The sequence below is a fragment of the Streptomyces sp. NBC_00631 genome (genome assembly GCF_045206895.1).
Classification (GTDB): domain Bacteria; phylum Actinomycetota; class Actinomycetes; order Streptomycetales; family Streptomycetaceae; genus Streptomyces.
Genome location: NZ_CP107734.1, coordinates 4330130 through 4341126, shown reverse-complemented (window position 1 = coordinate 4341126; position 10997 = coordinate 4330130). Strand labels below are relative to the sequence as shown.

Annotated in this window: 9 protein-coding genes, 1 tRNA gene and 1 pseudogene; 4 read left to right on the top strand and 7 right to left on the bottom strand. The window is 69.0% G+C overall.

What is annotated here, in order from left to right:
* Window positions 1-102: 102 nt before the first annotated feature.
* Window positions 103-963, bottom strand: coding sequence for a LysR family transcriptional regulator (locus OHB00_RS19890; RefSeq protein ID WP_406436237.1), 861 nt, complete (start codon window positions 961-963; stop codon window positions 103-105).
* Between the two features lie 107 nt (window positions 964-1070).
* On the opposite strand from OHB00_RS19890, the gene OHB00_RS19885 reads away from it, so the two are divergent.
* Entirely contained in the window at window positions 1071-2069 is a 999-nt protein-coding gene (locus OHB00_RS19885; RefSeq protein WP_406436236.1) for a 4,5-dihydroxyphthalate decarboxylase, read from the top strand.
* 322 nt (window positions 2070-2391) lie between these two features.
* Here OHB00_RS19885 and OHB00_RS19880 read toward each other — a convergent pair.
* The 4 genes from OHB00_RS19880 to OHB00_RS19865 form a co-directional block, all read right to left on the bottom strand.
* Window positions 2392-2467: transfer RNA gene (locus OHB00_RS19880), tRNA-His, on the bottom strand.
* A gap of 114 nt (window positions 2468-2581) precedes the next feature.
* Window positions 2582-3184 carry an oligoribonuclease gene (gene orn / locus OHB00_RS19875; protein ID WP_351497616.1) on the bottom strand — a complete coding sequence of 201 codons (603 nt, stop codon included), beginning with the start codon at window positions 3182-3184 and terminating at the stop codon, window positions 2582-2584.
* A 246-nt stretch (window positions 3185-3430) separates the two neighbouring features.
* Entirely contained in the window at window positions 3431-4603 is a 1173-nt protein-coding gene (locus tag OHB00_RS19870; protein WP_406436235.1) for a helix-turn-helix domain-containing protein, read from the bottom strand.
* A 380-nt stretch (window positions 4604-4983) separates the two neighbouring features.
* The gene (locus OHB00_RS19865) at window positions 4984-5277 is read right to left on the bottom strand and encodes a hypothetical protein (RefSeq protein WP_406436234.1); all 294 of its coding nucleotides are present in this window, start codon (window positions 5275-5277) and stop codon (window positions 4984-4986) included.
* Window positions 5278-5654: 377 nt separating this feature from the next.
* Between OHB00_RS19865 and OHB00_RS19860 the strand changes: the two genes are divergently transcribed.
* Entirely contained in the window at window positions 5655-6182 is a 528-nt protein-coding gene (locus OHB00_RS19860) for a universal stress protein (RefSeq protein ID WP_406436233.1), read from the top strand.
* Between the two features lie 154 nt (window positions 6183-6336).
* Window positions 6337-6903 carry a GPR1/FUN34/YaaH family transporter gene (locus OHB00_RS19855; protein WP_406436232.1) on the top strand — a complete coding sequence of 189 codons (567 nt, stop codon included), beginning with the start codon at window positions 6337-6339 and terminating at the stop codon, window positions 6901-6903.
* Between the two features lie 226 nt (window positions 6904-7129).
* Here the strand turns inward: OHB00_RS19855 and glmS are convergent, their stop codons facing one another.
* Together glmS and OHB00_RS19845 are read right to left on the bottom strand one after the other, a co-directional pair.
* On the bottom strand, window positions 7130-8947 hold the full coding sequence (gene glmS / locus OHB00_RS19850) for a glutamine--fructose-6-phosphate transaminase (isomerizing) (RefSeq protein ID WP_406436231.1): 1818 nt from the start codon (window positions 8945-8947) through the stop codon (window positions 7130-7132).
* 30 nt (window positions 8948-8977) lie between these two features.
* Window positions 8978-9236, bottom strand: a pseudogene (locus OHB00_RS19845) (hypothetical protein).
* Between the two features lie 165 nt (window positions 9237-9401).
* On the opposite strand from OHB00_RS19845, the gene OHB00_RS19840 reads away from it, so the two are divergent.
* Window positions 9402-10967, top strand: coding sequence for a purple acid phosphatase family protein (locus tag OHB00_RS19840; protein WP_406436230.1), 1566 nt, complete (start codon window positions 9402-9404; stop codon window positions 10965-10967).
* Window positions 10968-10997: the final 30 nt, after the last annotated feature.

The window sequence follows — 10997 nt, the reverse complement described above, 5'->3', positions numbered from 1 at the left end:
CTGTGATGCGTGGCGCCGACGCAGCGACGTTTCCTCGTCGCGCTCCTGCCTCGGCGCCACGCGAAACGGACCGAGCTGGGTCCGGGGGCACCGGTGCCTGTGTCAGGTGTGCCGGCAGTTCTCTGCGACTTGGATGAAGCCGCGTACCAGTGGGCTGCGTGCCGCCCTTGGCCAGGCCACGACGAGATCACTGGGCGGGCGGTCACACAGCGGGACGACGACCAGGCCGGCGGGCAACGGCTGGTCGATGGGAGCGAGCGCCGACGTGCCGTTCCACAGGACCGCCTGCAGGCACTCCTGGATCGTTCGCATGACCGGCGACGCGTTGTCGCCGTTGTCTCCACTGCCGGTCCAGTACGCCGTCCACACCGGATCCGCACCGTCCGGCAGCCGGACCCACCGGCGGCCGGCGAGGTCGGTCGACGAGACCGAGGCGTGACCGGCGAACGGATCATCGTCACGCATGACCACCCCGACGGGTACCGAGCGCAGGACGTGCATGCTGATGCCGGTGCCGTGGAAGGGAGTTCGGGTGATCGCCACATCCACCAGCCCGGCGCGGAGTCCGGCTGTCGGGTCGCTGAGGTCGGATTCGTGAACGGTGACGTGGACGTGCGGGTAGCGGGCCCGGAAAAGTGGGACCAGTCGGCCGCCGACCTGTTCGGCCGCGTCCGCCAGGGTCCCGACGGCGAGCGGCGCCGTACCCGCAGTAGCGGCCACTCGCCTGCGGATCCCGTCCACTCGCCCCAGCAACGCCCCTGTTTCGTCGTACAGAACCTTTCCAGCGGGCGTGAGGGTGACGCCCTTGGGGGTGCGTTCGAACAGGAGGACGCCGAGTTCGTCCTCAAGCTGCCGGATCGCGCGGCTCAGTGGCGGCTGCGTCATGTGCAGGCGCTTCGCCGCCCGGCCGATGTGGCCCTCGTCGGCGACGGCGAGGAAATACCGGAGCGAGCGTAGGTCCACCTCCAGCACGATACCCGTGCGGTATCGGACGTTCCCCATGGGTCTTGGACAGCCGACACCGCGGCGGCCGACCATGGAAGCAGCAGAGCCGACGAGGAGGAGTCTTCATGGCCGCCCCTGCCCTCACGGTCGGGTGCTTCCCGTACGACACGACGCGGGCGCTGTTCGATGGGACCGTAAGCACCGACGGCATCGACGTCACGATGAAAACCGCAGCGACCCTGCCGGAGCTCTTCGACCGGCTGATCCGTGGAAACGAGTTCGACGTCGCCGAACTCGGTCTCACGTTCTACCTGCGGCTGCTCAAGGCCGGACTGCCGTACGTCGCACTGCCGGTCTTCCCGAACCGCGTGTTCCGCCACTCGTGCATCTTCGTCAACACCCACAGCGGGATCACCGAACCGAGCGATCTCGCGGGCAGGAATATCGGCGAGTTCGGCGTCTACGGTCAGGACTCCGGTGTGTGGGCCAAAGGGATCCTGATGGACGAGTACGGATTCGACCCCGCGGAGAGCCAGTGGGTGATCGGCGGACTCGAACACCCCACGCCGCCCTTCGAGTTCATCCCCCATCCGCACCCGGCCGATGTCGACGTGCGCGTCGCGCCCGAGGGAAAGACACTCGGCGCGATGCTCGACGCCGGTGAGATCGACGCGCTGTTCTCGGCGAACGTCCCGCAGTGCGTGCTCGACGGATCCCCGAACGTCACCCGCCTGTTCCCCGACTTCGAGCCGCTGGAACGCGACTACCACCGGCGAACCGGCATCTTCCCGATCATGCACACCATCGTCATCCGGCACGAACTGCTACAGGCCAACCCGGAACTCGCGCACGGCGTCTACCGTGCCTTCTCCCAGGCCAAGGACTCCGCCGCCGAGCGCTACCGCCAGAACCGCAGGCTCTACCAGGTCCAGACCATGATGCCGTGGATGAACGCCCTGGTGGAGCGCAACGGTGAAGAGTTCCCCGAGGACTGGTGGCCCTACGGCATCGCGGCCAACCGCGCCGCCCTGGACACCTGCCTGCGCTATCACCACCAGCAGGGGCTGACCAGTGAGCAGTGGAGGATCGACGACGTCTTCGCCGCGGAATTGCTCGACACGTAGCCGCCGTCCTTCGCGAGCAGCGAGCTTCGCAACGCGGGGCCGATTCGAGCCGCCTCGGTGGTCCCGAACGGCGCCGCCATAGCCACCCCACAGAGCGTCCGCGGCAACCACCATGACCCTGGCCCCGGCTTCTGCCGTTGGTTCATCGAGCCCGCGCTTTACGCGTGCCGTGACGGCTTGCGCCACGCAGCGGGGGTTCGATGCACGAAAGCCACGCAGTGTGTGACTGGGCGTACGCGTCAGTGGATGGGCCGTGGTTCGGCCGTGGCAAACGGCGGAGAGGCCCGTGGTCTGCGTTTCCGCAGGCCACGGGCCTCTCTCGTGGGGTGAGTGACGGGACTCGAACCCGCGGCATCCTGGACCACAACCAGGTGCTCTACCAGCTGAGCTACACCCACCACGACCGGCGGTGACTTTGTGGTTTCTCCGACCGGCCGAGAAAAAGTGTACAGGGTCCGAAGGGGTGCTCGCGCACGGCTTTCCGAGAGCCGCCCGCGGGGCCTCCCGGGCGGCTATTCCGCAGGCAGTACGTGCTTGGCCGCGATCGTCCGCGCCGTGTCCGAGTCCGGGCCGGGCTGCGGTACGAAGATGGCCTCGCGGTAGTAGCGCAGTTCGGCGATCGACTCGCGGATGTCGGCGAGCGCGCGGTGGTTGCCGTTCTTCTCCGGGCTGTTGAAGTAGGCCCGCGGGTACCAGCGCCGGGCCAGCTCCTTGACGCTGGACACGTCGACGATGCGGTAGTGGAGGTATCCCTCCAGGGCCGCCATGTCCCGGGCCAGGAAGCCGCGGTCGGTGCCGACGGAGTTGCCGCACAGCGGGGCCTTGCCGGGTTCCTTCACGTGTTCCCGTACATAGGCCAGGACCTGCTCCTCGGCCTCGGCGAGCGTCGTGCCGCCGGCGAGTTCGTCGAGCAGGCCGGATGTGGTGTGCATCTGCCGCACCACCTCCGGCATCGTCTCCAGTGCCTTGGCCGGCGGACGGATGACGATGTCCACGCCCTCGCCGAGCACGTTCAGCTCGGAGTCGGTGACCAGTGCGGCCACCTCGATGAGCGCGTCGTCGGACAGCGAGAGGCCGGTCATCTCGCAGTCGATCCACACCATGCGATCGTTCATGCGACCACCCTAAAGCTGACGTCGGCGTTTGGGTGCCCCTGGTGCAGAGCCGACGTCTGCGGGGGCTGCCGCCCCCGCACCCCCGCATCACCGGCCTACGGCCTCGTCCTCAAACGCCGGACAGGCTGAGACAGCGGCTGAACGCCGCCGTTTACGACCTCGCCCCTTGTCCTGCCGAGTCGGGTGGTGGGTGGGCGAGGGGGTGAGGCCGGCCCACCCGAGGTGGTCGGGTGGGCCGGCGGTGGGTCAGCTGCCGGTGCGGGGGCCCGGGAGGCTGGCCGAGAGGCCTACCGTGGCCGTCCTGCGGGTCTGCATCGGGAGTACGCCCTCGGGGTACGGGACCGCCAGCGGGCCCGTCGCCGCCAGCGGGGCCGGTTCCGGGGTGTCGGGGCGGTCGGACTGCGGGCGGCGTGCCCGGTAGGCCGCCCGGTACGCCGCCGGGGACGAACCCAGCTGGCGCCGGAAGTGGCCGCGCAGGGCGACGGGGGAGCGGAAGCCGCAGCGGCCCGCCACCTCGTCCACCGAGTAGTCCGACGTCTCCAGGAGGCGCTGTGCCTGGAGGACCCGTTGCGTGATCAGCCACTGGAGCGGGGCCGACCCCGTCAGCGAGCGGAAACGGCGGTCGAAGGTGCGTCGCGACATGTACGCGCGCGCAGCCAGCGTCTCGACGTCGAACTGCTCGTGGAGGTGCTCCAGCGCCCAGGCGACGACCTCGGCGAGCGGGTCGGCGCCGATCTCCTCTGGTAAAGATCGATCGAGGTAGCGCTCCTGACCGCCCGAGCGGCGCGGCGGGACCACCAGGCGGCGGGCGAGCGCGCCGGCCGCCTCGTTGCCGTGGTCCGTCCGCACGATGTGGAGACAGAGATCGATTCCGGCCGCCGTACCGGCCGAGGTGAGGACGTCGCCGTCGTCCACGAAGAGTTCCCGTGGGTCGACGTGCACCGACGGGTAGCGCTTGGCCAGCGTCGGCGCGTACATCCAGTGGGTGGTGGCCGGGCGGCCGTCCAGCAGGCCTGCGGCGGCCAGTACGAACGCGCCCGTGCACAGCCCTACTATGCGCGCCCCCTCTTCATGGGCGCGGCGCAGCGCGTCCAGGGCCTCTTCCGGTGGCGGCGCGGTGATCGAGCGCCAGGCCGGTACGACGACCGTGCCGGCGCGTGAGATCGCCTCCAGGCCATGCGGCGCGGTGAGTTCCAGGCCCCCTGTGGTCCGCAGCGGGCCTTCCTCGCCTCCGCACACCAGTAGTCGGTAGCGCGGTACGCCGGCGTCCTGGCGGTCTATCCCGAACACCGACAGCGGTATGGAACTCTCGAAGATGGGGCCGCCGCTGAACAGCAGCACCGCGACGATCTCCTTGCGGCGTCGCCCGGAGAGTTTCCGGGCCGCGGCTTCCGGCGCGGCAGTGGAGTCGTGGCTCATCCTGCTAAGCCCCCCTCGGTGGTCGCGGCTCCTCGGTTGTGTCGCTCCTGCACGTTTCCCCTTGGTCCTGCACGAGTCCCCCGCCGTAAGACAACGTCAAGATCGAATCTACTGGTTTCCGCGGCCTCGCGTTGACCAGTTCGACACGCCGCCGATTGTCGACATGACAACTTGGCGTGAAGCATTCGATCACGAAGGGTTGCACTCACGGGCCGTGCAGGGAAGTGCGCCTCGTGTCAGTGGCCAAACCGCGTAGGGTGCGGAGGGTCCCGCAGACCCTTTTTGTGCAGGTGGAACGGGGGTTGGGGGGTGGTTGGGACCCCCCTTGCACGGGTCCGGGAAGTTGGCTGAAAAGAAGCGTTCGCGTGCACGGAAACCGGTCAGTCGACCGGTGTACTGCTCCGGGTGTGACGTCCGCCTCCCCGGGGCGCCGTCGGGTGCTTCGCGGCGTGCTCCGAGCGGCGCAGCAGGAAGCGGCAGGCGGCGGTGACGGCGGCGAGGCCGAGGGTGGTGCCGGCCGCACCGGCCGCCGAGGTGCCGTACCAGAGGAGCACCACGGGGACGAGGACGCAGGAGAACGCGGCCCAGCGGACCACGTCGTCGGCGGTGTCGGGGGCGGGGCGCGGGCAGGGGGCCCGGTGCGGGGCGGGGGCGGTGGGGCGCGGTCCGGACATGGTCGTACTCCCTCGTCGTGCTCGTCGTGCTCGTACGCTCGTCGTGCTCCCTTGTGCTCCTCGTGACGCACTCGTACCGGGCTCAACGCGTGTTCGAGCGGTCGGTCACCGTGCGTGGGGCTTTCGGTGCTGTCCGAATCCTGTGCAAACCGCCTGTACGGGGCAGCAACCATTGCGTTACGGGCGCGGCTCGTGCATGCTCCCTGGAACCCCTAACCGACTCCGGGGAAGGTCCCCTGCGGAGAGTGCGCGGGATCTGGGCTGCGGAGGCGTGCCGCCGTACCCTTGGGGGTATGGGGTTGGGAAGATGTTTCCCGGACACAGCTCCGCCGCACACTGTCGTCCCTCCCACAAAGGATCACAACGCCGAGACAGCCATGGCCGGTCACGAATTCTTCGATCCAGCGGACCGCAAGCGGCCGGTCGCCGACCCCACGGCGGCCGATGCGCTGGCGGCGGAAGAGTCACGCCCTTCCTGCGATCCCGCCTTCAAGCACGGGGTGGTCGTCGGCTTCGACGGCTCCACCTCCAGTGAGCGCGCCCTCGCCTATGCGATCGGGATGGCCCATCGCTCCCGCGCGGGGCTGATCATCGTCCATGTCGCCAACCGGCTGCCGACCACCGTGTGGGCCGGCTGCGAGCCGCCGGTGTTCGTCGACGTACCGGACCACCGGACCGAGGTGCTCGGGCTCGAACTCGCCTGCGCGGAGTATCTGGCCGAGGTGCCCTGGATCCTCGTCGAGCGCGGCGGTGACATCTGCCACGAACTCGAAGAGGTGGGGCGGGAGTACGAGGCGGACGCGATCGTCGTGGGGTCGACCCACGGGATCGTCGGCCGGATCTTCGGCTCCGTCGCGGGCAGACTCGCCAAGCGGGCCAGGCGCCCTGTCGTTGTCATTCCGTAACCCCGCGTCCTCCCAGGTGAGATGTGCCATGGGAACGGTGCGGCGCTCTTTGTGCGATGCCTGAAATTCCTGGCGTGCAGAGGTGTTTGTGCCCTTGTGAAGGGCATATATCGGTCACCGCGCACAACTGCACAAAGCATGAAGGGAGCCCGCCGTGGACAACGACGTCTCTGCGGGAAGCGGAACCACCACCGTGGCCGGTCGACTCGCCCTGGGAATCACCCTGTTGGCGTTCGGACTCGGCACCACCGGTGTCATCGACAACGTCACCACCTCTGACGCCGTGTCAATCGCCCATTACGTGGGCGGAGTCGCCCTCTTCCTCGTCGGCCTGCTGGCCTTCCGTGACCGTGACGCCGCGAACGGCACGGGCTATGTGGCCCTCGGCGCGCTCTGGTTCACCTGGGCCGTGTCGTCCGGTGGCCAGTCCTCGGCCAACGGCGCCGGGCTCTTCCTGCTCCTCTTCGCCCTCGTGGCCCTGTCGTTGACCCTCGCCGGTGGCGACCAGCTCGGACAGGGCATGCACGGCCTGCTGTTCCTGGCGATGCTGGTTCTCGCCGTCGCGAACTTCGCCGACAGCTCGTCACTGGCCAAGGCCGGGGGCTGGGTCGCGGTGGCCGCGGGTGCGGTGGCCTGGTACGCCGCGACCGCTGCGCTGGCGCACTGGCCGACGGTGCTTCCGGGGCGGGCTGCCGGCCGGGGGGTGACGGCCCACGGCTGATACGGCAGCCGACGCCGGGGAGTTGGGCGTCCCCGGCGATCCAATGAACGGACCCTCGCGTGGCATTCGGCGCACGTGGGGGTCCGTTCGGCCGTCCGGCCCGTGCGGGTGCGTGGGGGTTGCTCGCGCAGTTCCCCGCGCCCCCAAAAAACCAGGGGCGAGCGCCCTTTAGGGGCGCGGGGAACTGCGCGACCAGCCCCCACCGGCCCGCACAGTCACAACGGCCCTACTCCACCGTCACCGACTTGGCGAGGTTCCTCGGCTTGTCGATGTCGCGGCCCAGGGCCTTCGCCGTGTGGTACGCGAGGAGTTGGAGCGGGATGCCCATCAGGATCGGGTCGAGTTCGTCCTCGTTCTTGGGGACGATGATCGTACGGTCCGCCTTCTCCTGGTGCTGGTGGGCCACCGCGAGGATCTTGCCGTGGCGGGCCTTGATCTCCTCCAGGGCCGCGCGGTTCTTCTCCAGGAGGTCGTCGTCGGGGACGATCGCCACCGTGGGGAGGGCCGGCTCGATCAACGCCAGCGGGCCGTGCTTCAGCTCGGACGCCGGGTACGCCTCCGCGTGGATGTAGGAGACCTCCTTGAGCTTCAGCGAGGCCTCGCGGGCCACCGGGTAGCCCCGAACACGGCCGATGAAGAGCATCGAGCGGGCCTCGGCGTACTCCGCGGCCATCTTCTCGATCTCCGCCTCCTGGGCGAGGATCTCCGAGATCTGGGCCGGCAGCCTGCGCAGCCCCGCGATGATCCGCTTGCCGTCGCGGACCGAGAGGTCGCGGATGCGGCCGAGGTGCAGCGCCAGCAACGCGAACGCGACCGTCGTGTTCGTGAAGCACTTCGTCGAGACCACGCAGACCTCGGGCCCGGCGTGCACGTACGTCCCGCCGTCCGCCTCCCGCGCGATCGCCGAGCCCACCACGTTCACCACACCGAGCACCCGCGCGCCCTTGCGCTTCAGCTCCTGGACGGCGGCGAGGACGTCGTACGTCTCGCCGGACTGGGAGACGGCGATGTACAGGGTGTCCGGGTCGACCACCGGGTTGCGGTAGCGGAACTCGGAGGCGGGCTCGGCGTCGGCGGGGATGCGGGCCAGCTCCTCGATCATCTGCGCGCCGATCATGCCCGCGTGGTACGACGTGCCGCAGCCGAGGATCTTCACCCGGCGTACGGCCCGCGCGTCCCGCGCGTCCAGGTTGAGGCCGCCGAGGTGCACGGTGGAGAAGCGGTCGTCGATGCGGCCGCGCAGCACGCGGTCGACCGCGTCGGGCTGCTCGAAGATCTCCTTGTGCATGTAGGTGTCGTGGCCGCCCATGTCGTACGACTCGGCCTCCCACTCCACGGTGGTCGGCTCGGCCGTCGTCCGGGTGCCCTCGGTGGTGTACGTCCGGAAGTCGTCGGCCTTGAGGGTGGCCATCTCGCCGTCGTCGAGGGTCACTATCTGGCGGGTGTGGGTGACCAGGGCCGCGATGTCGGAGGCGACGAACATCTCCTTGTCGCCGATGCCGAGGACGACCGGGGAGCCGTTGCGGGCGACCACGATCCGCTCGGGGAAGTCGGCGTGCATGACGGCGATGCCGTAGGTGCCCTCGATCAGGCGCAGCGCCTGGCGGACCTTCTCCTCCAGGGTCTCCGCCGGGGAGCGGGCGATGAGGTGGGTGAGGACCTCGGTGTCGGTCTCGGAGAGGAACGCGACGCCGTCCGCCTCCAGCTTGCGGCGCAGCTCGGCGGCGTTGTCGATGATGCCGTTGTGGACGACGGCGACCTTCTGGTCCGCCGACATGTGCGGGTGGGCGTTCACGTCGGAGGGGGCGCCGTGGGTGGCCCAGCGGGTGTGGGCGATGCCGGTGGTGCCCTTGAAGCGCGCCGGCACCTTGGCCTCCAGGTCCCGGACCCGGCCCTTGGCCTTCACCATCTTGAGGCCGGCCGTCTTCGGGGCCGAGACGACGATGCCCGCCGAGTCGTAACCGCGGTATTCCAGCCGCTGCAGGCCTTCGAGGAGGAGGGGGGCGACGTCGCGCCTACCGATGTATCCGACAATTCCGCACATATATGGGTGTTCCGTATTCCTGAGTCGTAGTCATCCGTAGACCAGGCGGCGCAGCTGCCGGAGGGTGAGCTCCGGCGGGGCGACCGCCCGGTACTTCAGATCCGCCTCGATCCGTTCGAAGATCTCCGTGTTCACCAGGCCTTCCGCCTGGAGTTCGCGGTGGCGGCGCCGGACGTAGTCCCCGGCCGTCTCGTCGAAGTAGGCGAGCACATCCTGGATCACCCGCAGCGCCTCGCCCCTGCTGAGGGGCGAGGCGCTGCGTGAGGTGATCAACAAGTTCGTCGTGCACCCGGTAGATCCTGGAGTACCGACGTCGGTTTCGCAAGAATCCTGCCCGATTCCGGGCAGCAGCCTGTTGAATCTCTTATGGGGTTCTGTTCGGACGCTGTCCATCCTGTGTCTTGCGCCACGTCGCTTGTGGAGACGATTTTCAGACGCCATGGACATTCCTCGTATGGGCGTACCCGATGAGCTCGCCGACCGCATGAGCATGGCCGAGCAGCACGAGTACCTCCGCGCCAAGTTCTCCCGGCGCTCCATGATCAGAGGCGGCGCCGTCACCCTCGGCGCCGTCACGGGCGGCTCGCTGGTCATGGGCGGCACCGCCCAGGCCGCCGTCCCCACCCAGTCCTCCGCCCCCGCCACCCAGTACGTCGACGGCGCCTTCGTCGCCCCGTTCGGCCGCCACCTGGCCTTCGGCAACGACGCCGCCACGGAGATGACGATCTCCTGGCAGGTCCCGGTCGCGGTCAAGAAGCCCTTCGTCCGCATCGGCACCCACGCCTCGCACCTCTCGGTCAAGATCGACGCCGAGATCCGCACCCTCTACACCCCGGCCGGCATCGGTGCCAGCGGCGACCACACCCAGTACTACGTGCACGCCAAGCTGGCCAACCTCAAGCCCGGCCGCACCTACTTCTACGGCGTCGGCCACGACGGCTTCGACCCGGCCTCGCCGCAGTTCGCCGGCACCATCGGCACCTTCACCACCGCGCCCGCGCACAAGCAGCCGTTCACCTTCACGGCCTTCGGCGACCAGGGCGTCAGCTACCACGCCCTGGCCAACGACAGCCTGATCCTCGGCCAGAACCCCAGCTTCCACCTGCACGCCGGCGACATCGCCTACGCCGACCCGGCCGGCCAGGGCAAGACCTCGGACACGGTCTTCGACTCCCGCACCTGGGACCAGTTCCTGGCCCAGACCGAGTCGGTCGCCAAGTCCGTCCCGTGGATGGTGTCGTACGGCAACCACGACATGGAGGCCTGGTACTCGCCCAACGGCTACGGCGGCGAGGAGGCCCGCTTCACCCTGCCCGACAACGGGCCGGACAAGAAGAACCTGCCGGGCGTCTACTCCTTCGTCCACGGCAACACGGCGATCATCTCGCTCGACCCGAACGACGTCTCCTTCGAGATCCCGGCCAACCTCGGCATCTCGGGCGGCACGCAGACCACATGGTTCGAGGCGCAGCTGAAGAAGTTCCGCGCCTCGAAGGACATCGACTTCATCGTCGTGTTCTTCCACCACTGCGCCTACTGCACCTCCACCGCGCACGCCTCGGAGGGGGGCGTGCGACAGGAGTGGGTGCCGCTGTTCGAGAAGTACACGGTGGACCTGGTCATCAACGGCCACAACCACCAGTACGAGCGCACCGACGTCATCAAGGGCAACACCGTCGTCAAGAAGCTCCCGATCGGCGAGACGGCCTACTCCGAGACCGAGGGTGTCGTCTACGTCACCGCGGGCGCGGCCGGCCGCAGCCTCTACGCGTTCTCCGCCCCGGACTCCTACGAGGGCCACCTGAACGAGGTCGACTCCGTCGCCTCCTTCGTCAACACCAAGGACGGCAAGGTCAACGAGACCGTCACCTGGTCCCGGGTGCGCTACCTCAACTACTCCTTCCTGCGCGTGGACGTCGAGCCCGCCCCGCGCGGCCAGTACGCCAAGCTGAAGGTGTCCGGCATCGCCGAGACCGGCGACCGCATCGACCACTTCACGGTGGCCCGCAAGGCCAAGTAGGGCCACGCCGCCGGGCAGGGCACGGCCGTA

Coding starts and splice junctions, on each gene's coding strand:
- OHB00_RS19885 (WP_406436236.1), top strand. CDS start 1,071: ATGGCCGCCCCTGCCCTCACGGTCGGGTGCTTCCCGTACGACACGACG.
- OHB00_RS19865 (WP_406436234.1), bottom strand. CDS start 5,277: ATGTCCGGACCGCGCCCCACCGCCCCCGCCCCGCACCGGGCCCCCTGC.
- orn (WP_351497616.1), bottom strand. CDS start 3,184: ATGAACGATCGCATGGTGTGGATCGACTGCGAGATGACCGGCCTCTCG.
- OHB00_RS19840 (WP_406436230.1), top strand. CDS start 9,402: ATGGGCGTACCCGATGAGCTCGCCGACCGCATGAGCATGGCCGAGCAG.
- OHB00_RS19870 (WP_406436235.1), bottom strand. CDS start 4,603: ATGAGCCACGACTCCACTGCCGCGCCGGAAGCCGCGGCCCGGAAACTC.
- glmS (WP_406436231.1), bottom strand. CDS start 8,947: ATGTGCGGAATTGTCGGATACATCGGTAGGCGCGACGTCGCCCCCCTC.
- OHB00_RS19860 (WP_406436233.1), top strand. CDS start 5,655: ATGGCCGGTCACGAATTCTTCGATCCAGCGGACCGCAAGCGGCCGGTC.